General features: G+C 72.7%; 21 protein-coding genes and 1 tRNA gene. 12 read left to right on the top strand and 10 right to left on the bottom strand.

Features of this window, described 5'->3' with window-relative positions:
* Nucleotides 1–6 precede the first annotated feature (6 nt).
* Genes crtD through WMF28_RS03350 form a run of 3 tightly spaced genes read left to right on the top strand, consistent with a single transcriptional unit; the run spans nt 7 to nt 3,022 of the window.
* On the top strand, nt 7–1,581 hold the full coding sequence (crtD, locus tag WMF28_RS03360) for a 1-hydroxycarotenoid 3,4-desaturase CrtD (RefSeq protein WP_437600588.1): 1,575 nt from the start codon (nt 7–9) through the stop codon (nt 1,579–1,581).
* The gene (locus tag WMF28_RS03355; RefSeq protein ID WP_437600587.1) at nt 1,578–2,471 is read left to right on the top strand and encodes a carotenoid 1,2-hydratase; all 894 of its coding nucleotides are present in this window, start codon (nt 1,578–1,580) and stop codon (nt 2,469–2,471) included. Before crtD ends, WMF28_RS03355 begins: the two co-directional genes overlap by 4 nt.
* A complete protein-coding gene (locus WMF28_RS03350; protein ID WP_437600586.1) occupies nt 2,468–3,022 on the top strand; it encodes a beta-carotene hydroxylase in 555 nt (184 codons plus the stop codon). Before WMF28_RS03355 ends, WMF28_RS03350 begins: the two co-directional genes overlap by 4 nt.
* Here WMF28_RS03350 and WMF28_RS03345 read toward each other — a convergent pair.
* Genes WMF28_RS03345 through crtI form a run of 3 tightly spaced genes read right to left on the bottom strand, consistent with a single transcriptional unit; the run spans nt 3,007 to nt 7,020 of the window.
* Nucleotides 3,007–4,488, bottom strand: a complete 1,482-nt coding sequence (locus tag WMF28_RS03345; protein WP_437600585.1) for a lycopene cyclase — start codon at nt 4,486–4,488, stop codon at nt 3,007–3,009. The genes WMF28_RS03350 and WMF28_RS03345 overlap by 16 nt on opposite strands.
* Nucleotides 4,485–5,441: a phytoene/squalene synthase family protein gene (locus WMF28_RS03340; RefSeq protein WP_437600584.1), complete on the bottom strand. Its 957-nt coding sequence runs from the start codon at nt 5,439–5,441 to the stop codon at nt 4,485–4,487. Before WMF28_RS03340 ends, WMF28_RS03345 begins: the two co-directional genes overlap by 4 nt.
* Entirely contained in the window at nt 5,422–7,020 is a 1,599-nt protein-coding gene (crtI, locus tag WMF28_RS03335) for a phytoene desaturase family protein (protein WP_437600583.1), read from the bottom strand. The genes WMF28_RS03340 and crtI overlap by 20 nt, the downstream gene beginning before the upstream one ends.
* 13 nt (nt 7,021–7,033) lie before the next feature.
* On the opposite strand from crtI, the gene WMF28_RS03330 reads away from it, so the two are divergent.
* Nucleotides 7,034–8,083, top strand: coding sequence for a MerR family transcriptional regulator (locus WMF28_RS03330; RefSeq protein ID WP_437604204.1), 1,050 nt, complete (start codon nt 7,034–7,036; stop codon nt 8,081–8,083).
* A gap of 36 nt (nt 8,084–8,119) precedes the next feature.
* On the opposite strand, the gene WMF28_RS03325 is transcribed toward WMF28_RS03330, so the two are convergent.
* Nucleotides 8,120–8,701: a YtfJ family protein gene (locus WMF28_RS03325; protein WP_437600582.1), complete on the bottom strand. Its 582-nt coding sequence runs from the start codon at nt 8,699–8,701 to the stop codon at nt 8,120–8,122.
* Between the two features lie 343 nt (nt 8,702–9,044).
* Here WMF28_RS03325 and WMF28_RS03320 point away from each other — a divergent pair, with 343 nt between their 5' ends.
* On the top strand, nt 9,045–9,509 hold the full coding sequence (locus WMF28_RS03320; protein WP_437600581.1) for an Hsp20/alpha crystallin family protein: 465 nt from the start codon (nt 9,045–9,047) through the stop codon (nt 9,507–9,509).
* A gap of 83 nt (nt 9,510–9,592) precedes the next feature.
* Nucleotides 9,593–9,973 (top strand): Hsp20/alpha crystallin family protein, encoded by a 381-nt coding sequence (locus WMF28_RS03315; protein WP_437600580.1) that lies wholly within the window; start codon nt 9,593–9,595, stop codon nt 9,971–9,973.
* Between the two features lie 269 nt (nt 9,974–10,242).
* Here WMF28_RS03315 and WMF28_RS03310 read toward each other — a convergent pair whose 3' ends face one another.
* Nucleotides 10,243–10,599, bottom strand: coding sequence for a hypothetical protein (locus tag WMF28_RS03310; protein WP_437600579.1), 357 nt, complete (start codon nt 10,597–10,599; stop codon nt 10,243–10,245).
* 606 nt (nt 10,600–11,205) lie between these two features.
* Between WMF28_RS03310 and WMF28_RS03305 the strand changes: the two genes are divergently transcribed.
* The 3 genes from WMF28_RS03305 (at nt 11,206) to WMF28_RS03295 (ending at nt 16,130) form a co-directional block, all read left to right on the top strand.
* Complete coding sequence (locus WMF28_RS03305) at nt 11,206–13,164, top strand: adenylate/guanylate cyclase domain-containing protein (RefSeq protein ID WP_437600578.1); 1,959 nt, start codon at nt 11,206–11,208, stop codon at nt 13,162–13,164.
* Nucleotides 13,165–13,282: 118 nt separating this feature from the next.
* A complete protein-coding gene (locus tag WMF28_RS03300) occupies nt 13,283–15,142 on the top strand; it encodes a glutamate--tRNA ligase (protein WP_437600577.1) in 1,860 nt (619 codons plus the stop codon).
* 61 nt (nt 15,143–15,203) lie between these two features.
* A complete protein-coding gene (locus WMF28_RS03295) occupies nt 15,204–16,130 on the top strand; it encodes a glutamate--tRNA ligase family protein (RefSeq protein WP_437600576.1) in 927 nt (308 codons plus the stop codon).
* A 12-nt stretch (nt 16,131–16,142) separates the two neighbouring features.
* Here the strand turns inward: WMF28_RS03295 and WMF28_RS03290 are convergent, their stop codons facing one another.
* The gene (locus tag WMF28_RS03290; RefSeq protein ID WP_437600575.1) at nt 16,143–16,361 is read right to left on the bottom strand and encodes a hypothetical protein; all 219 of its coding nucleotides are present in this window, start codon (nt 16,359–16,361) and stop codon (nt 16,143–16,145) included.
* 87 nt (nt 16,362–16,448) lie between these two features.
* On the opposite strand from WMF28_RS03290, the gene WMF28_RS03285 reads away from it, so the two are divergent.
* A complete protein-coding gene (locus tag WMF28_RS03285; protein WP_437600574.1) occupies nt 16,449–16,913 on the top strand; it encodes a hypothetical protein in 465 nt (154 codons plus the stop codon).
* Between the two features lie 306 nt (nt 16,914–17,219).
* Nucleotides 17,220–17,891 carry a hypothetical protein gene (locus WMF28_RS03280; RefSeq protein WP_437600573.1) on the top strand — a complete coding sequence of 224 codons (672 nt, stop codon included), beginning with the start codon at nt 17,220–17,222 and terminating at the stop codon, nt 17,889–17,891.
* 127 nt (nt 17,892–18,018) lie between these two features.
* Here the strand turns inward: WMF28_RS03280 and WMF28_RS03275 are convergent, their stop codons facing one another.
* The 4 genes from WMF28_RS03275 to WMF28_RS03260 all read right to left on the bottom strand — a co-directional run bounded on the left by WMF28_RS03275 (nt 18,019) and on the right by WMF28_RS03260 (nt 25,424).
* Nucleotides 18,019–19,902, bottom strand: a complete 1,884-nt coding sequence (locus tag WMF28_RS03275; protein ID WP_437600572.1) for a protein kinase domain-containing protein — start codon at nt 19,900–19,902, stop codon at nt 18,019–18,021.
* 85 nt (nt 19,903–19,987) lie between these two features.
* Complete coding sequence (locus tag WMF28_RS03270; RefSeq protein WP_437600571.1) at nt 19,988–21,985, bottom strand: globin family protein; 1,998 nt, start codon at nt 21,983–21,985, stop codon at nt 19,988–19,990.
* A 739-nt stretch (nt 21,986–22,724) separates the two neighbouring features.
* Nucleotides 22,725–22,801 (bottom strand) — tRNA-Met (locus WMF28_RS03265).
* Between the two features lie 301 nt (nt 22,802–23,102).
* A complete protein-coding gene (locus tag WMF28_RS03260; RefSeq protein WP_437600570.1) occupies nt 23,103–25,424 on the bottom strand; it encodes an ATP-binding domain-containing protein in 2,322 nt (773 codons plus the stop codon).
* Between the two features lie 300 nt (nt 25,425–25,724).
* On the opposite strand from WMF28_RS03260, the gene WMF28_RS03255 reads away from it, so the two are divergent.
* Entirely contained in the window at nt 25,725–26,228 is a 504-nt protein-coding gene (locus WMF28_RS03255; RefSeq protein ID WP_437600569.1) for a hypothetical protein, read from the top strand.
* The last annotated feature ends 84 nt before the right edge of the window (nt 26,229–26,312 follow it).

Raw genomic sequence — 26,312 nt, 5'->3', positions numbered from 1 at the left:
GGCTCCATGGCGGACAAGGGAGATCGCGTCGTGGTGATCGGCGGGGGCATCGGCGGGCTGACCGCGGCCGCGCTCCTGGCATCGAACGGGCTCGACGTCGTGCTACTCGAGCGGGCGGCGCGCGTCGGCGGAAAGATACGCGAGGTGGACCTCGGGGGTCGCCGCCTCGGCGCCGGCCCGACGGCGCTCACGATGCGGTGGGTCTTCGACGAGATCTTCGCGTCGCTCGGGCTCTGCTTCGGGGACCAGGTGCCGCTCCGCCCTGCCGGGACGCTCGCGCGCCACGTCTGGCCGGACGGGTCGACGCTCGATCTCTTCGCCGACGTCGAGCGCACCGCGGACGCGATCGGCGCGCTCGCGGGGGCGCGGGAGGCGGACGGGTACCGCCGGTTCTGCCGGTACGCGCGCGAGATCTTCGACGTGGTGGAGGCGCCGTTCCTGCGCGCGGAGCGGCCCACGCTCAAGACGATCCTGAGCACGGCGGGCAGCCTGGGCCTCGGCGGGATGATGAAGATCGACGGGCACCGCACCCTCCACCGCGCGCTCGGCGACTTCTTCGCGGACCGGCGCCTCTTGCAGCTGTTCGGGCGCTACGCCACCTACTGCGGCTCGTCGCCGTACCTCGCGCCGGCGACGCTGAGCGTGATCGCGCACGTGGAGCGCGAGGGCCTCTGGCTCCCCGAGGGCGGGATGTACCGGGTGGCCGAGGCGCTCGCCGCGGCCGCGACCCGCGCCGGGGCGACCCTGCGCTGCGGCGCGCGCGTCGCCGCCATCGAGGAAGGCCGCGGCCGCGCGCGGGGCGTCGTGCTCGAGGGCGGCGAGCGCATCGAGGCCGACGCGATCGTGATGAACGCCGACCCGGCGGCGCTGCGGAGCGGCCTGTTCGGCCAGCGCGTCGCCGGCAAGGCGCCGGCGAGCGCGCCGCGGTCGCTCTCGGCGGTCACCTGGGCGCTCGTGGCCGAGGTGAGCGGCATTCCCCTCCTCCGGCACAACGTCTTCTTCTCCGGGGACTACGAGGCCGAGTTCCGCGACCTCTTCGAGCGCGCCACGGTCCCGCGCGACGCCACGGTCTATGTCGGCGCCGAGGACCGCTGGGACGAGCCGTCGCCGGGGCCCGGCGGGGCCGCGGCCGGCGCGCCCCCGGAGGCGCACGCCGGAGAGCGTCTGTTCTTCATCGTCAACGCCCCCGCGACAGGTGATATGCACACCCCCTCATCCACGGAGATCCAAGAATGCGAGCAGCGTGTGTTCCATCGACTGCAGAGGTCCGGCCTCTCGCTGAAGAGCGCGGGCCCCTCCCCGGTGGTGACGACGCCGGCGGACTTCGAGCGCATGTTCCCGGCGACGGGGGGCGCGCTGTACGGGCCGGTGTCCCACGGGTGGAGCTCCACCTTCGCGCGCCCGGCCTCGCGCTCGAAGCTCCCGGGCCTGTACTTCGCCGGCGGGAGCGCGCACCCGGGGGCGGGCGTGCCGATGGCGGCGCTGAGCGGCCAGCTCGCGGCGCGGAGCGTGATGGAGGACCTCGCTTCGACCTCGAGATCCCGAGCGGCGGCTACGCCTGGTGGTACCTGGACGCGGTGAGCGACGACGGCCGGAGCGCGATCACGATCATCGCGATGCTCGGGAGCGTCTTCTCGCCGTACTACGCCAGGGCCCGCGCGCGCGGCGCCGCGGACCCGCTCATGCACTGCGCGATGAACGTCGCGCTGTACGGCCCGCGCGCCGATCGCTGGGCGCTGACCGAGCGGCCGCGGGGCGCCGTCTCCAGGTCGCCGCGGTCGCTCGCCATCGGCCCGAGCCTGATGGAGTGGTCCGGGGGCGAGCTCCGCGTCACCTTCGACGAGATCACGGCGCCGGTGCCCTCGCGGCTCTCCGGGACGGTGCGCCTCCGCCCGTCGGCGCCCGAGCCCGCGACGCCGGGCGCGAGCGGCGCGCAGCCCGGGGTCGCGCTGGACGGCCGGGGGCGCCATCGCTGGTCGCCGATCGCGCCGATCGCGCGCGCCGACGTCGAGCTCACGCACCCGTCGCTGCGCTTCTCCGGCAGCGCCTACCTCGACACGAACGCCGGCGACGAGCCGCTCGAGCGCGCCTTCGAGCGCTGGACCTGGTCGCGCGCGCTCGGGGCGGACGGCATCGCCCTCACCTACGATGTCCGGCGCCGCGACGGCACGCGCATGCTCCTCTCGCCCGCGTTCGACGCGGGGGGCGGCGCGCGCGACCTCCCGCCGCTCACCCCGCGGCCGCTCGGCGACACGCGCTGGGGCATGGCGCGGGAGATCGCCGCCGACCCGGGCTCCGCGCCGCGGCTCCTCCGCACCTACGAGGACACGCCGTTCTACGCGCGTTCCCTCGCGGCCGCGACGTTCGGCGGCAAGCCGGCGATGGTCGTCCACGAGGCCCTCTCGCTCGACCGCTTCGCCAGCCCCTGGGTGCAGCTCCTCCTGCCGTTCCGCATGCGGAGGGCGCGATGACGCTCTCGCTCGCGATCTGGATCACCACGGCGCTCGCCGCCTTCGCGACGATGGAGGTGTGGGCCGCGCTCCTCCACGGCAGGGTCTGGCACCACGCCCTCTGGAGCATCCACCGCTCCCACCACACGAAGCGGCGCGGCGCCTTCGAGCAGAACGACGCGCTCGCGTTCCTCCACGCCCCGATCGCCGCCGGGCTCATCATCTACGGCTGCGAGGGCGCGCCGGGACCGCTGCGCGAGGCCGCGTTCGGCTTTGGCCTCGGCATGACCGCCTTCGGCCTCGCCTACCTCCTCGTCCACGACGGCCTCGTCCACCGGCGGCTCCCGGTCTCGGGCCTCGCGCGCATCCCCTACCTCGCGCGCGTCCGCGACGCGCACCGCGTCCACCACAGCACCGGGGGCCCGCCGTACGGCCTGTTCCTCGGGCCCCTCGTCCTCGCGCGCCGGGCAGCGGCGGGCGCCGCGCCCGGACGCCCCTCGACGGGCGCCGCGCCCGGGCGCCCCTCCGCCGGAGCCCCCCTCGGCGAGCGCGCCCCTCAGCGGGCGCGGTAGAGCTCCCGCGCGAGCCCCGCCCCCCAGCGGCCGAGGGCCCGGAGCGGCAGCGCGCTCACGACCTCGCGGTACACCTCGGGCCGCCGCGCCGCTGTCTCGCGCAAAAATCTAACAAAATCGCCAGGTTGCATCTCATCGCGCAGCAGCGCCGCGTACGCGTCGTTGCCCATCGCGTGGAGCACCGCGAACGCCGTGTTGAGGAGCGCGTTCATCTCCCCTGCCCTCGCCCCGCCGGCCGGCCTCGCCATCAGGGCCGCGAGCGCGCCCGTGCCCGAGTGCACCGGCGCGTCGCGCGCCGCGCTGGGCGCGCCCGGATCCAGCGCCGCGCGCGCCAGGTCGGCGGCCGTCGCCGCGAGCTCGCGCACGTTCGCGCCGAAGCCGCAGAACGTCAGCGGCGAGTGCCGCGCCGCCGCGTCCCCCACGAGCCGCACCCGCCGCCCCGGCGCGCGCGGCGCGGCCGACAGCCGCGACCAGCCGGGGATGAACCCGAACGTCGGCCGGACGAGCCGCGCGTCGCCCTCCTTGTACCGCGCGAGGAGCCGGAAGAACCGCGCGTAGAGCGACAGCAGCGCGCCCGGCCCGACGTCCCCGGAGCGCGCGTAATAGAAGAGGTAGACGGTCGTCTCGCCCGGCCGCCCCGGGAACGCCTCCCAGAGGTGCTGCCTGCCCTCCTCGACGTCCTCCGTCGTGGCGAGGATCTCGCCGACATCCGGCCGGATCCGGCGCTCCCCGTCGCCCTCCGCGAGCCCCGCGAGCACGCCGCCCACGGTCGGGCAGACAAGGTCCGCGGTCGCGTGGGGGCTCGCGGCGCCGCGCGCGTCGACGAGGAGCCGCGCCGACAGGTCGCGCGGCGCGGCGCCCGCCCGCGCCTCGGCCACGGCGAGCGCGACGGCGTCCGGCCCCTCCGCGTGCCCGAGGAGCGCGTGCCCGTCGAGCAGCGCCACCCCGAGCGCCTCGGCCCGGGCCCGCGCCGCGGCGAGCAGCCCCCCGGCGTCGATCGCGTGGTCGAGCACGCCGCGCACCGGGTACGTCCCGCCGCCGTGCCAGCGGCACAGCCCCTCGACGTAGCGGGCGACAACGAGCCGCTCCACCTCGCCCTGCGCGAAGATCCCCGACGCCGACAGCGCGGCCACCTCGGCCGTCCCGGCGTTCCACTCGCGGTGCGCCGCGCCGATCCGCGCCCTGTCGAGCACCGCGACCCGCAGCCCGGCCGACGCGAGCATCGGCGCGAGCAGGAGCGACAGCCCGCCGCCGGCGATCACCACGTCGTAGTCGGCCGCCGCGCCCCGGTCCGGCGGCCGCGGCGCGCGCCCGAGGCCCGTCTGCGGCGCCGGCGCGACCCGCGCCGCGTCGAGGTGCTCCAGGCGCGCGAGCAGCGCCTCGCCGCCCGCCTCGCGCACGCGCCCACGCGCCGCGTCGAGCTCCCGCGCCGCCGCGCCCGTCGGGCCGCCTGCCCCGGCCCTCATCGCGCCGCCTCCAGGAGGAAGCGGACCTCGTCGAGCGGCGGCGCCGCGCCGTGCGCGCGCTCCTCCTCCGGCGCGACCGGGCTGCGGAGGAGCGCCTGCAGCACGAGCCACATCTTGCGGCCGGGCGACACAACGGCGCGCGCCGACACCGAGTCGAAGCCGCGGCGCGCGATGACGCGCCCGATGTCGGCGTAGATGAGCCGCGCCGCCTGGATCGCGGCGCGGCAGTCGCGCGGCAGCATCGGGATGCCGGCGCCCGCGCGGCGGTAGAGCACCTCCGCCTCGGCGAGCAGCCGCGCCACGACGCGCCCCAGCCGGTCGTCGAACGCGGGCCGCGCGAGCCAGGCGTCCGGCTCGATCCCCGCCTCTCGCAGCCACGCGAGCGGCAGGTAGATCCGCCCGCGCTGGGCGTCCTCCCCGATGTCGCGCGCGATGTTCGTGAGCTGCATGGCGACGCCCAGGTCGCACGCCCGCGCGAGCGCGTCGGGCCCCCGCGCCCCCATGAGCGTCGACATCGTCGCGCCCACGGTGCCCGCCACGCGCGCGGCGTAGGCGTTCAGCTCCGAGAGCGTCTCGTAGCGGCGCCCCGCCGCGTCCCACGCGAGCCCCTCGAGCAGCGCCTCGATGAACGCGCGCGGCAGCCCGTGCTCCGCCATCACGTGGGCGAGCGCCCGGTCGACGGGGCTGTCGTCCGGCGCGCCCGCCGCGGCGCGCGCGAGCCGCTCGCGCAGCGCCGCGACCGCCGCCGCGGCCGCCGACGGCGGGGCGTGCTCCCCGAGCTCGTCGACCGCGTCGTCGGCGACCCGGCAGAACGCGTAGAACGCCGCCGCCGGCTCCCTCACGCGCGGCGGCAGCAGCAGCGCCGCGGCGGCGAAGCTCTTCGACCCCTTGCGGAGCAGCGCCCTGCACGCGGCGAAGTCCGCCGCCGACGCCTCAACGGAACTTCGATGCATCCGGCACCACCCGATCCAGCACGCGCGCCGACGAGAGCACCCCGGGAAGCCCGGCCCCTGGGTGCGTCCCTGCCCCGACGAGATAGAGATGCTCGATGTCCTCGCTCGCGTTGTGGGGCCGGAAGAAGGCGCTCTGCGTGAGCACCGGCTCCGGGCCGAACGCCGCGCCGCGGAACGACAGCAGCCGGTCCTGGAAGTCCTGCGGCGTGAGGAGCCGCGAGCTCGCGAGCGCGCCACCGAGCCCTGGCAGGACGGTCGCCTCGAGCAGCGCCGCGATGGAGCGCCTGTAGCGCTCCTGGGTCGCGGGCCAGTCCGTGCCGCTGAGCAGGTTCGGCACCGGCGACAGCACGTAGAACGCGTCGCAGCCGGGCGGCGCGAGGGCCGGGTCCGTGGCGGTCGGCCGGTGCAGATAGAGGCTGAAGTCGTCTGCGAGCACGTGCTTCTCGAAGATGTCCTCGAGCAGCGGCCTGTACCGCGGCCCGAGGAGGATCGTGTGGTGCGCGACGTCCGGGTACTGCCGGCGCGTGCCGAAGTACCACACGAAGAGGCTCATCGAGTAGCGCTGCCGCTCGATGCGCCTGTCGGTCCAGCGCTTCCGCGCCTCGGGCGCCACGAGGTGCCTGTAGGTCCACGCCGAGTCCGCGTTCGAGACGACGACGTCGGCCGAGAGCCGCTCCCCCGACGCGAGCTCGACGCCCCGGGCGCGGCCGCCCTCCACGGCGATGCGCCGCACCTCGGCGCCGCACCGCACCGATCCGCCGAGCCCCTCGATGAGCGACACGAGCCCGCGCACCAGCGCGCCCGTGCCGCCGATCGGGAAGTGCACGCCCCAGTTGCGCTCGAGGAACGCGATCAGGCTGTAGATCGAGGTGGTCGAGAACGGGTTCCCGCCGACGAGCAGCGGGTGGAAGCTCAGCACCTGGCGCAGGCGGTCGTCCTTCACGTGCTTCGCGACGAGCCCGTACACCGTGCGGTAGCTCTCCAGCCGCATCATGTCGGGCACGATTCGCGCCATGTCCGTCCACGACCCGAACGGCACGTGGGCGAGCTCCTCGAACCCGACGCGGAAGATCGCCTCGCTCGTCTTGACGAAGCGCTCGTAGCCCGCGACGTCGCCGGGTGACAGGCGCGCGACCTCGGCGCGCATCGCGGCGGCGCCGCCCGTGTAGTCGAAGGTCACGCCGTCGTGGAAGCGGATCCGGTAGAACGGCGTCACCGGCCGCAGATCGACGTCGTCGGCCAGGTTCCGGCCGCAGAGCTGCCAGAGCTCCTCGAAGAGGAACGGCGCCGTGATCACGGTCGGCCCCGCGTCGAAGGTGAAGCCGTCCTGGCGGTGCACGTACGCGCGCCCGCCCGGCTCGTCGAGCTTCTCGACGACGGTGACGTCGTAGCCCCGCACCCCGAGCCGCACGGCCGCCGCGAGGCCCCCGAACCCGCTGCCGATCACGACGGCCCGCGGCGCGCGCGGCGCCCCGCGGGCACCCGTGGCGCGCGACGCCTGCCGCGGGGCGGCCCCGTCGTCGCCCGGCGAGGGGCCGGGCCGCTCTTCATGCGCCGAAGAAGCGCTGGTGTTTCGCATGGTGCCGAGGATAATGTTTGTACTAGCCTTTGACAAAGGCGAAAACATCTGCGCAAGCTGGCCTTCCTGGGGTTGCGCCGCCCGTCGGCTCGGTGCTTCGAGCCGGCGCTGGCGGCCGCGGCTCGGCGGGTCCACCAGGGTTGTTCACTTGAGCCGTTACAGAATCCATGCCGTCTCCAAGATGTGTGGCGTGACGTCGGCGACGCTGCGCGCGTGGGAGCGTCGTTACGGCGTGCCGTCCCCTGCGCGCACGGCGTCGGCGTATCGCCTGTACAGCGATGACGATGTCGCGGTGATCAAGAAGATGCGCGACTACGTGAACGGCGGGATGGCCGCGGCCGAGGCGGCGCGCATGGTGCGCGAGACGGAGGTGCCCCGCGCGCCGGCGCACATGAACGGCGGCGACGCGTTCGCGGGCGCGAGCGATCGCATCGTCGACGCAGCGATCCGGTTCGACCCGGACGGCCTCGAGGCCGAGGTGAACCGGGCCCTGTCGCTCGGCCCTTCGGTGACGATCTTCGAGCGCGCGCTCGGCCCGGCGCTCGAGCGCATCGGCGACCTCTGGCACGAGGGGAAGATCACGGTCGCGCAGGAGCACCTCGCCTCGCAGGTCCTCGGCGCGACGTTGATGCACCTCCTGCGGCTGGCGCAGCCGGGCGAGAGCGGGCGGCGCGTGCTGCTCGCCGCCTTTGCCGACGAGGATCACGTGCTCGGGCTGTTCGGCGTCGGCCTGCGCTTCTGCGCGTGGGGTTTCCGCTCCATCGTGCTCGGCCCGAGGACGCCGCCTGCCGCGATCGCGCGCGCGGTCGAGTCGCTCGCGCCGGACATCATCGCGCTGACGGTCGCGATCCCGCCGCCGCCTCCGGCCGCGCGCGAGCTCATCGACGCCTACGCCGACGCCTGCCGGGGCGCCCCGTGGATCGTTGGCGGCGCGGGCTCCGAGGCGCTCCGGCCGTTCATCGAGGCGCGCGGCGGCCTCGTGGCGGCCCCGGAAATGGCGGAGATCCGCGCGCAGGTCGAGTCCGCGCTGCTCTCGCGCCGGCGCCGCAAGGACGCGAGCTGAGCGCGCGCCCCGCGCCGGCCTGTGCGCGCGCCGCGGTCAGCCGTCGACCTCTTTGCGGAGCAGGTCGAGGACCCTTGTCTGCGCCTCGGGCTTGAGCTTGCCCTCGGCCGCGAAGAGCACCTGGCCGTTCTTGCCGACGAGGATGACGTTGCTGATGCCGCGGCGGAGCCGGTAGGCCTCGCGGAAGGTGCCGTCCCAGTCGCAGTAGATGGTCGCGCCGACCTTCCGCGACTCGTCGCGGATGGCGTCCTTCACGAACCCTTTCGCCGGCCAGAAGTCGTAGGAGCTCACGTCGGCGATGGCCGTGACGGCGATGGAGCGCTTGTAACGGTCGCCCTTCGCGAGCTTCGCCAGCGCGTCCTTGAGCGCCTGGTTCTGCGTCGTCGAGTCCTTGTCCTCGTAGACGATGAGGATCGGCTTGCCCCGCAGCGCCTTGAGCTGGAGCTCGCGGCCGTCGGCGTCCTCGACGCGGGCGTTCGGCGCCCGATCGCCCACAGGCGGCAGCGCCAGCGCGGCGCCCGAGACCAGCGCGACGGCCAGCGCCGCGGCGGAGGCGGCCGAGAGGAGGCGGGCGGGCCGCGGGCGGCGGGGAGCGGGCGGGCGGATCGGCATGTCCATGGTTTGTAGCATTTTCTCGAGCGTGACTCCAGGGTTGTTCAACGCTGGTCGATCTCCCGGGCTGTCGCTGCTGGAGGCGTCCTTGGGTGTCCTGGAGGTTCTTCTGGGGGGAGTGGCGATGCCCGTCGAGCTCGTCTTCCTCCCGGTCCGGCGCGGTGAGCGGGAGGGTCGGCGCGGCTCTTGACACCCCCGGCGCCGTGCAAAGATTGGGCGGTGCGAGGAGACCGGCTCTCGGAGCCAAGGTCCCGTAACACTACAACAAATGGGCCGTCGCGAGCAGGGTGACGGCGCCGCGGGCGAGGCCCCGGCGCGCGCCGCGCGCGGGGGTCATGGAGGAGTCGTCATGCTGAACCGGTACACGGATTTCGATCGCACGTTTGCCATGATGGATGAGCTCCGCCGGCGAATGGATCGGGCGTTCGAGGAGTACGACGCGCCTCGCCCGTCGCTCCGCGGCGAGTTCGACCAGTCGCCGCGGTACACGCCTGGGCCGCGCATCCACCTGTTCGACACGGGCAGCGCGCTTGTCGTGAAGGCCGATCTTCCGGGTCTGGCGGAGAAGGACGTCCAGATCTCGCTCAACCAGGACGTCCTGACCGTGAGCGGAGAGCGCAAGTCGGACGCGCCGGAGGGCTATCTCGTCCACCGCAGGGAGCGGGGCGGGGTGCGTTTCAGCCGGAGCTTCACGCTGCCGAGCAAGGTCGACCCCGAGAAGACCTCTGCGGTCCTCAGGAACGGCGTGCTGACGCTGACGCTGAACAAGGCCGCCGAGGCGCAGCCGCGGCAGATCACGGTGACGGCGCGCTGAGGGGCAGACGGAGGCAGACCGAGAGGAGAGAGACGATCCGGCGAGCAGCGGATCTGGAATGTACCGAGGAAGGAGTGATGAAGATGAGCACCGATCGCAACTTGACCCACCGTGCTGAGAGCAACCCTGAGAAGATCCAGCAGCGCCCTGCAGTGCCCCCCGCGGTGGACATCTACGAGAACGCCGACGAGCTCCTTGTCGTGGCGGATCTCCCGGGTGTGACGCAGGACAAGCTGGCCATCCGCCTGGAGAAGGGGGAGCTGACGTTCGAGGGCCGGCGCACCGAGGCGGCCGAGCGCGAGCAGAGCGCGGACAACCTGCCGGACTTCCGTCGCAGCTTCGTGGTCCCGCAGGGCATCGATTCGGAGAAGATCGCCGCGGAGCTCCAGGCGGGCGTCCTGCGGATCCACCTGCCGAAGAGCGCGTCGCTCAAGCCCCGTCAGATCCCGATCAGCGCGGGCTGATGTGGTGTGTCAGAGGCACCGCGTCGCCGGCGACCGGCGGCCCCCTCGGGGCGGCGTCGGGCCGGCGCGCGGTGCCGTCGCGGATGGGAGCTGGGGGGGGCGTGCGAGGATCAGGTGTTGCCGGGCGAGGAGGACTGCGACGAGAGGGGCGAGGAGGACTGCGACGGCGTGGGGTGCAGCGAGGTCGTGTGGGCCAGAATCTTTGGCACGGGGCCTCTCCAGTGACAGAGCGGTGCCACACCTCGTGCTGCATTGCTTCGCGTGCAGGCTCAAGGGTCCGGTGATGGCGGCACCCTACCTTCGACCGTCAGCGTCCACTTCGCCTCCTCGCCGCACGCGGTGCCATCCACATGACGCACCTCGAGGATGAACCAGCGGTGGTCGTCCGGCCCAATACGGTCATTCCAGGTTGTCGTGAATGACTCAGGCGTTCCTTGCCCCCTCACGCCGGACACGAAGCAATCCGGCGCATTCACCTCGATCTCCCCTTGGTAGACAATCAGATCGAAATTCATCCCCGGCGGAGAGGTGAGCGTCGCTTTGAAGCGCTCGGAGGTGGGCCAGTTCGCCTCATCGATGACACGGACCTTGAACCACCTCGACGTGGTTCCTGTCGCTGTCTCCATCGCCCAATCGGCGCCGTCATCGCCAGGGACCGTCCCGAGATCCTCTGCTCCAGCACACGTGTTCGGTGCAGCGTAATCGCATTCGGCCCCCTCACCCCCACCGCCCCCATCGCTGCTCCCGCCCTCGCCCCCATCGCTGCTCCCGCCCTCGCCCCCGGCGCCGCCGACCCCGGTGGAACTCGAGCTCGAGCTCGCCCTCGAGCTCGAAGACGCATCCGCCCCTCCGGCGCCCCCTTCGCCTCCCCCGCCGCCGCTTCCGCCTCCACCGGCCTGCTCCTCGTAGTACCCGGGCATCAAGTCGTCGGTGCCGTTGGCGCACGCAGCGAGGGTGAGGAGGAGCGCAGGAGCGACGAGCAGCCGGCAGGGCGTGTGCATCGAGAGCATTCTATCTGCTCTCGCGAGAGCGGTCCAAGGAAGCACCGGGGTGAATTGAGATACCGTGACGACGCGCACCATGGCCCCGTAACACCGACGACCTGCAGAGTTGTTCTCATTACCATAAACCTGTATTTCCGAGGAGGACACGAAGGCGCAGCGCAGTACGGGCGGCCGTCGGAAACGTCCTTGAACCACGTCTGGAACTCGGTGCCTTGCGCGCTGCGTGGGATGAGAGGACGTCGCGCCTCCCACTCCCATCCAGCAGGCCCATCCAGACGACCGCCGGACCCCGCGCCCCCTCCCGCGCCGCGCACCGTCCCCGCCCCACCAGCGCGCTTCCGCTCTGGCCGCACCTCGCGCCGGCGCACTTCCGCGCCGGCGCGCATTTCGATAGGCTCGCCGTCGCTGACGCTGAAGCCCACGCTCGACGCCCTGCTCTCGCTGCGCGCAAAGACGCTGCTGGCGATCGCCGCCACGCTGCTCGGGCTCAGCTTTGCCCTGTACGGCGTCTCGTCGAGGGCGCTCCTCGCCAACTCCATGGCCGCCGAGGCGCAGGATACGCGCCGCACCGCCCAGGTGGCCCTCAACCTGTTCAACCAGGCCATCCGCGACTTCAACGCGCGCTGGACCGACTGGAGCCAGTGGGACGACGCGCACGCGTTCGTGCAGGACGGCAATCAAGAGTTCGTCCGCTCGAACCTCGTCGCCGAGCTCTTCGACATCACCCGGATCGATCTCGCCGTCTTCGCCGACGCGGACGGAATCCCCGTGTACAGCACCGGCTACGATCACGCCACGAAGCGCTGGGCCCCGCTCCCGCGAGGCATCGCCGAGCGGCTCCGCGTCGGCGATCTCCTGTTCGGGCAGGACGCGCCGGCCAGCGCGGTCCGGGGCGGCATCGTCCTCCTGCCGGACGGGCCGATGCTCGTCTGCTCCCAGCCGAGCGTCGGCAGCTCGGGCCGCGGGCCGGTCGCCGGCTCCGTCACGTTCGGGCGCTTCTTGACCGACGCCGAGATCAAGCGCCTCACCGAGCCCGCCGGCCTCTCGCTCGCCGTGCGCCGCCTCGACGACCCCGACCTGCCCGCCGACTTCCTCGAGGCGCGCGCCGCCATGACGGGCCGCGAGGCGATCCTCGTCCACCCGCTCGGCGAGGACCGGATCGCCGGGTACACCGTCCTCGATGACCTCGACGGCCGGCCGGCGCTGCTCCTGCGCGTCGACAACGACCGGGCGATCCTCAGGATGGGCCACGACACGCTGCGCTACCTCGTGCTCGTGACGGTGCTCGTCGGGCTGGTCTTCGGGGGCGTCACCCTGCTGCTCCTGGAGAAGCTCGTCCTCTACCGGCTCGCCCGGCTCAGCAGGGAGGTCACCGAGATCGGCGGCGTCGGCGACCTCTCGGCGCGGATCGAGATGCCGGGCACCGACGAGCTGTCGCGCCTCACCGGGTCGATCAACGGCATGCTCTCGGCCCTCGAGACGAACGCCCGGCGGCAGAGCCAGCAGAAGGCCGCCCTCGAGCAGGCGAAGGCGGCGGCGGAGCGGGCCCACGAGCGCTCGGACCGGCTCCTCCTCAACATCCTGCCGAGCTCCATCGCCGAGCAGCTGAAGGAGCACGAGCGGCTCATCGCCGAGCACTTCGAGGAGGTGACCATCCTCTTCGCGGACATCGCCGGCTTCACCTCCCTCGCCGCGCGGCAGGGCCCGGCGGAGCTCGTCGGCCTGCTCAACCGGATGTTCTCGTCGTTCGATCAGCTCGCCGAGCAGCACGGCCTGGAGAAGATCAAGACCATAGGAGACGCCTACATGGTCGTCGGCGGGCTGCCGTCGCAGCGCCCCGATCACGCGAGGGCGATAGCGCGGATGGCCCTCGCGATGACCTGCGCCATGGACCAGTTCCTGGCCGACGACGGCGAGCCGTTCCGGCTGAGGATCGGCATCAACACCGGGCCTGTCATCGCCGGGGTGATCGGCAAGAAGAAGTTCAGCTACGACCTCTGGGGCGACGCGGTGAACGTCGCGAGCCGCATGGAGTCGAGCGGAGAGCCCGGGAGAATCCAGGTGAGCGAGGCGAGCTATGCCCGGCTCGTGGGGGACTTCCTCCTCGAGGAGCGGGGCCTCGTGACGATCAAGGGCAAGGGCGCGATGAAGACGTATTGGCTCGTCAGCGAGACGACACCGCAGTAGCGCCGCGCGGCGCCCACGCGGCCCGCGCCAAGGCCACGATTGACAAGGCCTGGCGGGCGTGCAAAGGCTGCCCCTCTCCCCTCCCCGCCCGATGTCAGAAAAGGAGCGACGCGCCCTCATGGACAAGCAGGCCTCGACCGAGACGACGCTTCCCGTCACCGTCCGCGAACCGGGCCCCGGAGAGGACCGCGACGAGCTCGTGCGCCTCCTGTTCGGCGAGGCCGCGGCGTCGGCCAGGCGGCCCGAGGAGTACGAGGCGCGCTATCCCCGGCGCGCGCTGCCCAAAGGCGCGATGGTCACCCGCTTCGCGCCGAGCCCCACCGGGTTCATGCACATCGGCGGCGTCTTCGTGTCGCTCATCAACAAGCGGCTCTCCCTCCAGAGCGAGGGCGTCTTCTTCCTCCGCCTCGAGGACACCGACGTGAAGCGCGCCATCCCCGGCGCGATCGACACCATCGTCGACTCGCTAGCACGCTTCGATCTCTCCCCTCACGAAGGCGTGCTCCGCGCGCCGGCCAAGGAGGGAGGAGCGTCGCGAGGCGAGCTCGTTCAGCAGGGCAACTACGGCCCTTATATCCAGACAGAGCGGGCCGGGATCTACCGGGATTACGCGATCGATCTCATCCGCCGCGGCTTCGCCTACCCCTGTTTCTGCACGGTCGAGGAGCTCGACGCCATCCGGCAGGAGCAGGAGACGCTCCAGAAGAAGGCGGTCCAGGAGCAGAAGGCGCTCCAGGAGAAGGGCGTCCAGGACCAGAAGCCCGTCGCGATCAAGACCGGCTATCACGGCCGGTGGGCGAAGTGGCGCGACGCGCCGCTCGCCCGGGTGAAGGAGGCGCTCGCGAGCGGCACCCCGTTCGTGCTCCGGCTGCGCGCCCCGGACGACGTCTCCGGCCGGGTCGAGTGGAAGGACGGCGTGAAGGGCGTCATCTCGATGCCCGTCAACGATCTCGACACCATCCTCCTCAAGTCGGACGGCATCCCCACCTACCACTTCGCCCACGCCGTCGACGATCACCTGATGCGGACGACGCACGTGATCCGCGGCGACGAGTGGATCTCGTCGATGCCGCTCCACCTGCAGCTCTTCCGCGTGCTCGGGTTCAGGCCGGTCGAGTACGCCCACGTCCCGCCGATCCAGAAGCTCGACCGCGTGGAGGAGGCGGACCCGGAGACGGGCGCGCTCAAGGTCTCGGACGCGCGGCGCAAGCTGAGCAAGCGCAAGGACCCCGAGGCGAACATCGCGTATTACCGGGAGATCGGCGTCCCGGAGACGGCCACGATCGAGTACCTGCTCAACATCGCCAACTCCGCGTTCGAGGACTGGCGCAAGGCGAACCCCGACAAGCCCTATTCCGCCTTCCCCCTCAAGCTGAACAAGCTCGCCCCCGGCGGCGCCCTGAGCGACCTGGTCAAGCTGAAGAGCGTCAGCCAGGCGGTCGTGAGCCGGATGAGCGCCGAGGACGTCTACACCCAGGGCCTCGACTGGGCGAGGGCGTACGACACGGAGCTCGCCGCGCTGATGGAGCGAGATCCGGAGTACACGAAGCGCGCGCTCGGCATCGAGCGCGGCGGCAAGAAGTCGAACAAGCGCATCGTCACCTGGTCCGACCTGCGCTCCCAGCTCTTCTTCTTCTACGACGAGCTCTACGGCCGCCAGGCGTCGTTCGATTTCCCCGAGAACGTCCCGGAGGCGGATCGCAGGCCGCTGCTCCGGCAGATGCTCGAGGTCTTCGATCCGGCCGACTCGAAGGAGGCGTGGTTCGAGAAGATCCGGCAGATCGCGGTGGCCTCGGGCTACGCCGGCGAGGTGAAGCAGTACAAGGCCTCTCCCGAGTCGTGGAAGGGCCATGTCGGCGACGTCTCGATGCTGCTCCGGGTCGCCGTCTGCGGGACGCGCAACAGCCCCGATCTCACCGAGGTGATGGCGGTCCTGGGCGAGCCGCGCGTGCGGGCGCGCATCGCCCGCTTCCTCTGAGGCGCGCCGTGACACGGGCCGCGCGCCCGGAGCACGGGCGCCCGCGGCGATAGGAGGAACGATGAGCGAGGTGTGCCGGTTCGCCCCGTCGACCACCGGGCCCGCCCACCTCGGCACGCTCGCCGCGGCGCTGCTCTGCTGGCTGGACGCGCGGTCGCGGGGCGCGCGGCTGCTCCTCCGGCTGGAGGACCTCGATCCCGACCGCTGCCGGCCCGAGCTCGCGCGCGCCCTCGAGGAAGATCTCGCGTGGCTGGGGCTCGATTTCGACGAGCGCCTCGAGCAGCACACCCGGCGGGCGCACCACGAGGCGGCGATGGACCGGCTGGAGGCGCTCGGCGCGCTGTATCCCTGCTCCGCGACCCGCGAGGAGGTGCGCGCGATCGGCCGGCGCGCGCCCGACGGCGGCTGGGCGTACGACAACCGCGCGCGCGGCCGCGCGCTGCCGCCCGGCGGGTGGCGCGCGAGCGTCGAGCCGATCCGGGCGCGGCTGCCGGACGAGGTCTTCCGGCCCGTCGACGAGGGCGGGCTCGACCTGTCGCAGGAGCCCGCGCTGGCGATGGGCGACCCGGTGGTGCGCCGGCGCGACGGCGCGTTCTCGTACCAGCTCGCGGTGGTGGTCGACGACGGCGCGGCGGGCGTCACGCGCGTCGTCCGGGGGCGCGACATCGCGCCGAGCACCGCGACGCAGGCGGCGCTCCAGGCGCTGCTCGGGCTGCCGGCGCCCGTCTACCGCCACCACCTGCTCCTCCTCGAGGAGCGCGGCGGCAAGCTGGCCAAGACGCACGGCGCGGCGCGCGGCGCGGCGCTCGCCCGGAGCGCGCCCGCGCTCTGCGGCGCGCTCGCCTGCTGCGTCGGCCTGCGGGATCGCCCCGAGCCGTGCGCGCCGGCGGAGCTGCTCCGGGAGTTCAGCTGGTCGCGCGTCGCGACCGAGGACCGCGTCGTGAGCGCCGGCGACGGGGTGCTCCGGGTGACGACGCCGGGCCCCTGAGGGGCGCGCCGCTCAGGCGGGCAGCAGCGACGAGCCGGCGAGGCCCAGCCACGGAAGCAGCGTGGCGATCGCGTTCGGGCGCGGCAGATCGTCGTCGTCGTCGTCGTCGTCGCGGCGATCGTCCTCACGCTCGCGGCGGGAGTGACCTCCGAGCAGCGTCCAGGCGCGCCGCGCCTGCTCGGCGAGGTCGCGCGTTCGACTTGGTGAGGCGTCGTTTCCTAGGGGTGTCATGTCGGGCCGCCGCATACCATGGCTCCGGGTCGGCGCGCCAGCATTCTGCGCCGGCGCAGCGCGACCCGCGCGACGCTCGCTGCCTCGATGGGGGCCGGGTTGATGGCGGTGCTCCCCGCGTTCCGGCCCATCGGGCGCCACGCCGAGACGAAGATGCTCCTCTGCGTGGGGCTGTTCGGCCTGGCGACGGTCGTGTTCGGCCTGTCGCGCAGCTTCCTCCTCTCGCTCGTCGCGCTCACCGTGATCGGCGCCGCCGACATGGTGAGCGTCGTCGTGCGGATGACCCTGGAGCAGCTCGCCACGCCGCCCGAGATGCGCGGCCGCGTGAGCGCGGTCAATAGGGTGTTCGTCGGCGCCTCGAACGAGCTCGGAGAGCTCGAGTCGGGCACCCTCGCGCGGCTCATCGGCACCGTCCCGACCGTGATAGTCGGCGGCCTCGGGACGATCGTCGTCGTCGCGCTCTGGGGATGGCTTTTCCCCGAGCTGCGCGCGGTGGACCGGCTCGAGGACACGCGCGCGACCTCCGAAGAAGACGCCGCCGAGAAGGCGTGATGCGCGCCGCGCCGGGGTGGCTCGCCCGCCCCGGAGAGCGCGGCGCCGTCGCGCCGATCCTCGCGCGGCCTCGATGAGGGCGAGTCGTCCTCGCGGGGCTCGGAGGCAGCCAATCCACGCTCAATCCACGCTTCATGCCCGCGACAAACGTCGCGAAATCACGCGGGTGCGAAGCGGGTGCGAAACCGACTGCGCACCGCGTACCTCCGTCCGCACGATTGGCAATTCGACGAGGGCGTTATAATGCGCGCTGAGCGGCACACGAACATACAATGCATGACGATAATCTCAGCCAGGCTGTTCTAAATGCTTGACGCAGAGGGAGACCAGTACCTTACATATGTCATGGAGTCGATCATCGCGTGGGCGGTCAGCATCATGATCACATGGGCTCCGCCCGGGACGAGCCACATCAAGGATGCCATCGAGACGCCCGAGGACGGCCGCGCGCGCTACCACGAGATCGCGCGCGCAGCGGCGAAGGTGGCGTATGATCCCGAGTTGAAGCCGGTCTTCGGCGGCCCGCGCGGGCGAGCCGAGACGATGGCGCTGCTCCTGTCGATCGCCTATTTCGAGAGCGGCTACCGTCGCGACGTCGATCTCGGCCTCGGGAAGCTCGCGCGCGGCTCTGGGGTCGACTCCTGTCTGCTCCAGATCCGCGTCGGCGCCGGCAAGACGCGGGAGGGGTGGTCGCATGACGACCTCGTCTCGGACCGCGAGAAGTGCTTTCGCGCAGGGTTCGCGCTGATCAGGAAATCCTTCGGCGCGTGCCGCAAACAGGACGCGCGCGACAGGCTCAGCGCCTACACGCGCGGCAGGTGCATCGCCGACGACAAGCACTCGAGAGCACGTATGGGACGCGCGCAGAACGTGCGGCGCGCTCCGATGACGGACGATGCGGTGCTCGCCTCCATGCCGGGGGGCAAGGCCAAACCACCGCCGCAGGCGGCGCCGCCAGCGGTCGGAAACGATAGCTAGCGCAGGGTCGGGCTCAACGCCCTTTGGCTCGGGAAGCCGGGTTGCTGCAGAGTCCTCCGCGCCCCGCGGAGGACGAGAATGAGCCCACGGCCAGACCGGCTGAGGCGATGGCAGCGGGGCGCGCGGCTCAGCCGCGGAGCAGGGCCATGGCCGCCTCGGCGGTGAGGTAGCTCTTGCTCTTCATGCCGAGGCGGATGGACGACAGGCTCACCTCGATCTCGCCCTGGATCGCCGCGAGCGTCAGCGCGTTGTGGCAGTAGATGTTGATGAGCTTCGGGCTGCCGCCGCTCCTCGCGTGCAGCAGCTGCTGTGACGCGAGGTCCAGGTTGAGCCCCCGCCCGCTCCCTCCGACCGACCGCATCCTGAAATCGATGTACTCGATCATCTCCTGCTGCGTCATGCCAGGGAGCAGGAGCGATTGGGCGCCGGAGTAGAGCTCGCGCGGCACGCCGTTCGACGCGAGGGTCGGGGGCAGATCGGGGGCGCCCACCAGGATCATCGACAGCCTGCCCTGGGGGGCGCAGCGGAGGATGTCGTGGAGCTCCATCAGGAGGTCGTGATCCTCCGGATCGACGCCGTCGACGACCAGGACCGCGATCGCGTCCGACCCGGCGCGGAGGAGCGCCTGCCCGAGGAACGCGTCGACGAGGAACTGCTGGCTCAGGGTGGGTGAGACGGCCGACGCCCCCACCTGCCTGCACAGCGACACGAGAGGCCGCGTCCCGAAGAGCAGCTGCGGCTCGATCGAGAAGACCTGGATGCGAGGGACCTTGTTCTTGATCATCTCGCACACGAACGTCCGGCCGCTCCCCGGCTCGCCCACGAGGATCGCCGGGCGCTGCCCGGCGACGATCTGCGACGCCAGGGTCCTCAAGATCCACGCATACGGGCCCGCATCCCAGAAGGAGCTCGGCTGTCGGATGTCGCTGAACGGATACCCGGTCAGCCCGAAATGGTCACGGTAGCTGTACTGGCCGGTGAAATGCCCGCTCGTGCTCGCGCTGTTCACCAGGATCGTGCCCGTCGGCGTCGCGAGCGTGCCCCTCGTCGGCAGCGGGAGCTGGCTTATCCGCGTATCGGCGAGATCCACCCCGGAGCCCAGCGCGGAGCCCTTCGGCTCCGGCAGCTCCCGCGGCCGCACGCTGCTGCGCCGGAGCATCAGCATGTCCTCGAGGAACGCCACGATGTGCCCGGCGGACGGCCGCTCCTGGGCCCGCTTCGACATGCAGCGGCGCAGGAGCTCCGCGAGGAGCGGATCGATGTCCGGCATCGACAGCTTCGGATCCGGGACGGGCGTGTGGCAGTGCGCCTGGAAGCAGCCGGCGAGGTCCCGCGCCGAGTACGGCGTCCGGCCGACGAGCAGGTGGTAGAAGGTGCAGCCGAGGCTGTAGATGTCGGACGGGGGCGCGATCTCCTGCCCGGTCCACTGCTCCGGGCTCATGTAGAACGGCGTGCCCTCCAGCGTGCGGGAGGTGCCGGTGCTGCCGAGCGGGCCGCTCTCCGGGTGGGACGCCAGGCCGAAGTCGGCGATCTTGAGCGTCCCCGACGCGGTGAGCAGGAGGTTCGCGGGCTTGATGTCGCGGTGGGAGATGCCGAACGACGCCGCGAGCTCGAGCGCCGCCGCAGCCTCGCGCATCTTCTCGATCCCGAACTGCTCCGGCAGGCGGCCGCCGTGCTGCTTCGCCGCCTGCGCCATGGTCAGGCCGTGGACGTACTCCATCGCGATGTAGCGGACGTCTTCGTCCTCGCCGACCTGGAAGATCTGCACAACGTTCGGGTGGAGGAGGCGCGCCGCCGCGCGCGCCTCGCGCAGGAAGCGGTCGCGCCGGTCGGGGTCCGTGTCCGCGCTCCCCTTCGCGATGAGCTTCACCGCCACGTCGCGCTGGAGGACGCTGTCCCTGGCCAGGTACACGGCGCCCATCGCGCCGATGCCGAGCAGCTGGATCAGCTGGAAGGGTCCCAGCCATTGTCCTACCAGGTGGGTCAGCGTCATCGCAGGATCCGCGATCATTGGAAGCTTGCTCCCATGTTGACATCAACCCCCCGCGCTCGCCCAGCGCATGCGTCGGCCCGAGGTCACAACCCGCGCGCGCCGCTCACAGCCGCCCGGCGCCCTGCCCCGCGTCGCTCCGCACCCGGCCCCGGCCCAGGACGTGGCCCATGGTGAACGCCGAGAGGACGAGGACCGTGACGATGATCGGCACGGCGTAGGTCGCGAGGGACGCGATGCTGGGCGACGCCCTGTCCGCCGCGGCGCCCGCCACGGCCACAGCCTTGTCGGGCCCGCCCACCGTGAGCAGGATGGCCGTGGCCATCGAGGCGGAGATCGAGAGCAGGGCGATCGCGAGCCCGGCGACGAGGCCGCTCGGCCCGGTCGGCTCCAGCACGACCGGCGCCGCCAGGGCCGGCCCAACGGGGGCCACCGGCGCCGCGGCGGGGACCGTCACGAGCGGGCCGTCCAGCTTGACGTGGACGTTGAGGACCATCTCCTGCCCCGACCACGGGAGGACGATTCCTTGCGGATTCGCCGGGCTCGCCTTCGCGCCGGCGGCGGGCGTCGGGGCCCGTCGCTCCTCGCGGTCGAGGCCGCTGGCCGCCAGGGCCTCGTGGGCCGGGTTCGTCTGGTAGTGCAGCGTGTCGGCGTCCTCGTCGAGGGGGCCCGGGCGCCTCTTCCGCGGCATCACCTCCGTGACGCTCTGCGCGGCCGGCTCCCGCGGCTCCGACAGGGGCGGCCGCTGCGGGCGCTCGCGCGGCGCCGGCGCCGCGTCGGCCTTGCCCGGAGCCCCGCCGCCGGCGTGCTCGGCGGCCGCCTTCTTCATCACGTCGGCGATGAGGCCATAGACCTCTTTCCACGCCGACTCGGCGTCGCTCGTCAAGCCGTCGCCCAGCCCCTCGCGCAGCGTCCAGAGCAGCGCCTCGCCCACCAGGTCGTAGTGGCGATCGACGACCATGTAGCCGTGGTGCCGGGCGCCGAGCGACTTGAGCACGGGTACGAGCTTGGGCAGGTTGTTCAGCCCATCGACGGCCACCGCGAGCGTCTGCATGAGCTTCTTCTTCTGCTCGGCGATGTCGTTCTTGAAGAACGGCCGCACCGACGGATCGAGCTCGAAGAGACGGTCGTAGAAGAGCGCCGCCGCGGCGTCCGAGATGGGCATCACCTTCGCCCACGAGCGCTGCACGAGCTCGATGGTGCGCGGGCTGATCGACGCGACCGGGCTCGCGCCGGCCGCCGCGGTCCCGGCAGCCGGCGGCTCGCCCTGCTGCCAGGGGGGGACGACCCCGACGAGGGTCCGCGCGGCCATCTTGGCCGACGAGGGCGGCGGCACCGAGTTCGGCCGCTGCGCCGCATCCGCCGGGCGCCCCGCGGGGCCCGGCGCCGGCGGCGGGGCGTTCACCCGGGAGCCCTCCTTCCCGCCCGGCGCCGGCGTCGGCGGGAGCACCTGCGTGGTGCCCACCGCCACGTGCGCGACGGCGGCCTTCTTCATCACGTCCGAGACGACGCCGTAGACCTCTTTCCACGCCGACTCGACGTCGCTCGAGAAGGCGTCGCCGAGCCCCTCGCGCAGCGTCCAGAGCAGCGCCTCGCCCACCAGGTCGTAATGGCGCTCGGCCACCATATAGCCCTGGTGCCGGACGCCGAGCCCCTGGAGCACGGGCACGAGCTTGGGCAGGTTGTTCAGCCCATCGACGGCCACCGCGAGCGTCTGCATGAGCTTCTTTTTCTGCTCGGCCATATCGTTCTTGAAGAGCGGCCGCACGGACGGATCCAGCGTGAACAGCCGCTCATAGAACAGCGCCGCCGCGGCGTCCGAGATGGGCATCACCTTCGCCCAGGACCACTGCACGAGCTCGATGGTGCGCTGGCTCAGGAGCTCGGCCGGAGGCGTCGTGCGCGCGGCCTTGTTCAGGAAATCGGGCGCGCCGTAGGCTCCCGGCCCGCGCTGGGTGGCGGGTCCGGCCGATGCCGCCGCGGGCAGCGGGCGCGCCGCGGGAGCAGGCACGCTGATGCTTCGTTGCGGCTTGGCGGCATCCCCCGGCGTCGCCGAGCCGCGCGTGTTGGTCGGGGGTGCGAAGGGATCGTTCGGTTTGGCCATCGTGGGTTGTCCGCTGGAGGTTACCGGGATTGCATCGGTGAGTTGCGCGCCGCGGCGCGCGCGTTCAGAGCACAGGAGCCGCCGCTATCGCCATCCTACATCACGGACCCGGCGCCTGCCTACGGCGCGGCAAGAGGGCCTGCCCAGGGCACAGCGAGACGGCTGCACCGCCGGCACGGACGCCCCCGCGGGAGGGCCGCTCACCCGCGGGCGGGGAGCAGGCCGGGGGCGCGGCGCCGTGGAGAGCGGGCCCGGGGGGCGCGGCGCCGTGGAGAGCGGGCCGGGCGCTCCTGCGTTTCGCGCCGCTCTGCCGGGGCTCGCAGCAGGACGCGAGGCCGCCTTCGGCACGGCATTGCGCGAGGACAACGACAGAAGCGAGTGAGTTCGCGCCACGGACGCTCGGGGCTCCGTGGAAGAAGCGACCTGTTACCGTCCCTGGCCGCGCCGTGTCGGACGCGCTCCGGTGCGGGTGGAGTGGCGGGGAGCCAGGGCGCGAGTCGCGGCCGGGCAACCCAGGACACCTTGCACGAGGGTCGCACCGGACGAGCAGGCGACGCGCAGAACGACAGGGCTCACCGGAAAGGCGGCCCGTCGGGGTCCCTCAGATCGCCGCTCCGCCGGCGTTCCTGGTGCTGCGATGTCGACCCAGAAAACGAAAAACGCGAGGTGGCCTGTTCTGGCCAATCCTCGCGTTCTCTTGCTGCTTTGATGCTTTGCTACTTTGATGCTTCTTGGGTCGTGGTTGCGCGGGCGGGATTTGAACCCACGACCTTCGGGTTATGAGCCCGACGAGCTACCAGGCTGCTCCACCGCGCGAGGTGGAATCTACTCACAGACCCGCCCTGGTCAAGGATTCTCTCTCGGCACCATGTCGATTGTGTCCACCGCGCGTACCGGGGGAAGCAACCGCGGCTGAGCCCACCCGATCAGACGAGCGAGCCGAGGCGGCATGGGTTCCGCGCGCGCCGCTTCCGCGCGCGCCGCTTCCGCACGCGCCGCTTCCGCACGCGCCGCTTCCGCGCGCAGCAGCGGAGTCGCCGGCCCGGGCGCGCGGCCGCTCGCTCCGGAGCCGCCGCAGCCGCCGCAGCCCCCGTGGCGGTGGCCCCCTACCCGTCCCTCAGCCCAGCCAGTCCGGCACGAGCGGCGACGGCGCCGCCGTCGAGATCACCCAGAGCTGGTGCGCCGCGCGCGTCGCCCCGATATGGAGCAGGTGCCGCGACTCGGCGTCCGCCGAGTAGGTCGACGCGTTCACGTCGACCAGCACCACGTAGTCGTACTCCAGGCCCTTCACCTGCCGGATCTCCGTCACCTCGACGCCGGGGCGGAACGCGAACTCGTAGGCGCGCACGCGCCGGAGGTTCGGGACCTCCGCCATCTTGAGGGCGTCGTAGTAGACGTCCGCCTGCTCGGGGTGGCGCGCCAGGATCGCCAGCGTGGCGCGGGGCTCGCGGGCGAACAGCGGGCGGATCGCGTCCGCCAGGAACGCGACGGCGGCGCCGGCGCTCGGGAAATGGTGGTGCTCGACCGGCGCGCCGCTGCGCGGCGCGAGGGGCGGCGTCGGATCCGCCAGCGGGCCCAGCACCGCGCGGGCGAACGCGAGCACCTCGCGCGTCGAGCGGTACGCGATGCGCAGCGGCTCGACGTCGACCCGCGACAGGCCCAGGTCGTCGAGCGTCGCGCGCCAGTCGCGGAAGCCGGAGTCCATGAAGAGCCGCTGCGCGGTGTCGCCCGCCAGGGTCACGCTGCGCGGCTCGGCCACCACGCCGAGCAGCACCGCCAGGTCGATCGGCGCCAGATCCTGCGCCTCGTCCACGAAGAGGTGCTCGTAGACGAGCACATTCTTCCCCTTGCGGAGCTCGCCCCGGAGGAGCTGGTACGCCCGCAGGAGGAGCGCGTCGTCCTCTGGATCGAGCACCGCGCGGTCGTCGCTCGAGACCTCGGCCCTGTCCGCGCCGCGATCGTCGTCGCCGTCGTCCGCGGGCTCGTCGGCCATCGCCGCCTTGCGCTCGGCGCGATCGCCGGGGTCGAGATCGAGCACCGCGGGGCAGCGGTCCGCGCACCAGCGCCACGCGCGCTTCACCTGCTCGGGGCCGAACTCGGGGTCGTTCGCCGCCGCGAACGCGGCCGTCACCCGGTCGAGATCGGTGAGCACGTCGGCCCAGAACGCGAGGGTCCCGCGCGAGTCGCGCCGCGCCCGCGCGTCGTCCTTGAGCTCCGACGCGCGCTGCTCGAGGAGGTGGAGCATCGCCGGGTGGGTCTTGTAGCGGGTCACCACCGAGGGCGTGTTCTCCTCGACCGGCGCCTCGAGCCACGGGAACGCGCGCTTCCTGGCCGCGCGCGCCCACTCGGCGAAGGTCTCCACCGCGATGCCGCCCAGGCCGAGCGCGGGGAGCGCCTCGCCGATGTACGCGCGGAGCGCGGGGCTGCCGACGATGACGAGCATCTTGTCGGCGGTGAAGCGGCGGCCGCCGTTGTAGGCGAGGAAGGCGAGCCGGTGGACGCCGATCGTCGTCTTGCCGCTGCCGGCGCCGCCCTGGATGACCACGATGCCGGCGTCCGGCTTCGAGATGAGCTCGAACTGCCGCGGGTCGAGGAGCGCGGCGATCTCCGGCAGGTGCCGGTCCTCGCGCGCGTGGAACGTCGCCCCGGTCCCGAGCCCGCCGCGCGCGCCGCCCGTCGCCGCGCGCGCGATGTCGCGCATGTCCTCCGGGCGCACCGCGCTGCCCTGGCCGCCGGCGAGCTCGGCCGCCCGCGTCGCGATCTCGCGGAAGCCCGAGGGGGCCCGCACGAACGTCCCCTGCGGCGCCGAGATGCGGCAGAGCTCGCCGCCGTCGATGGTCACGGTGCGCCGCACGAGCACAGTGCCCTCGACCTCGCGCTCGCCGAAGGTCTCCTCGTAGTCCGCGCCCTCCTCGTAACGGTAGTAGATCTGGCTGACCGGGGCGTGGCGCCAGTCGACGATCCGCACGCCCGCGCTCGCGTCGACGAGCGTCGTGCGCCCGATGAGCACGTCGCGCTCGGGACGGCCCTTCTCCCGCAGGCGCAGGTGGCCGAAGTAGGGCGCCTTCGGATCGACGGGCTCGACAACGTTCTCGCTCCGCCGCGCGGCGATCCCTTGCAGGCGCTCCATCTGCTGCACCAGCGCCGGGATGTCCTCCAGCCGCGCCGCCGCGATCTGATCGCGGAGCGAGAGGAGCTGCTCCTCGTGGTTCTCGATGGGCGGCGGCCGCGACGGCTTGGTCGCCACGGAGGCGAGGTGCGCGGTCACGCGGGCGAGCAGGGCCTCTTCCTCGCTCACGATCGCCTCGCCCTGCGCGCTCAGCCCGGCGCCGGGCGCGCCGTCGGCGGGCTGGGTCGGCGAGGTCATGACGGTGGCCGAGGTCGGCTCGGTGGACTGCTCTTCGGTGTGCGTGGGGCTCGTAGAACGATTCGCGGTCACGGGAATGCCGATGCGATGAGGATCAGGTGACAGGCTGAGCAACAGCGTCAGCACGGCAGACATCTGTCGCTGCCCGTTGACGCAGGAGGGTCGGACCTATTGACCGATCCGGCTCAGCTCCGCAACTGCCGCGTGGGGCCCCCCACCTCGACCGCGCGCTGGCAGCACGTCGGCGCTCGGGCGGCGCGCGCCGGCCGAGCGCCCTCGCGGCGTAACGCGCCCTGCGTCCGCCGGTGGATCCGCCGCGGGCGGTGGCGTTCGGGATTGAGGTCGCGGGGGCGAACACCGTACAAGGCAGCGATGCAAAACTGCGCGACCCGGTCCGACCGGCTCCTCGAGCTGATCCTCTACTCGCTGCGCGATCGCGGGGCGCTCTGCGCGCTCGTCCTCGCCGCCTACCGGGCCGAGCTGACGTGCCTGCTCGACCGCGTCTCCGCCGGCTCGCTCGGGGACGACGACGCTCGCGAGGTCGCGCCGTACGTCCACAGGGGTCGCGCAGGCGGAGCGCCTGCGCGCGCGCGCGCAGGCGTTCGCCGCGCGGAGCCGCGGGTCAGCGAGGAGGACGCGTTCCTCGTCTATGATCTCGCCGGGTGCATCGCCGAGGCGGCCGCCGCGGCCCGCCTCCCGGTCGTCCGCCGCGACGCGCTCACCCTGCGCGAGAAGGCGGCCGAGGTGCACGCCGGGGGCGAGCGCGCCGAGCGGGACATGTTTGCGGCCGGGCTCAGGGTCATCGACCGGATCCTCGACGCGGCGCGCGCGCAGCCCGCGCCCCGGGACGAGCCGGCGAGCAAGGACCTGAACTGAGCGCCGCCGGCGGGCGGCGCGACGCGCCGGGCCGCTCCCGTGATCTCCGTCCACGACCCAACCCCAACGAACACCGCGCGGCGC

Source organism: Sorangium sp. So ce590 (genome assembly GCF_051521365.1).
In the GTDB taxonomy this organism is placed as follows: domain Bacteria; phylum Myxococcota_A; class Polyangia; order Polyangiales; family Polyangiaceae; genus Sorangium.
The sequence above is the reverse complement of the archived record's forward strand: the minus strand, read 5'-3'. Positions and strand labels throughout refer to the sequence as shown.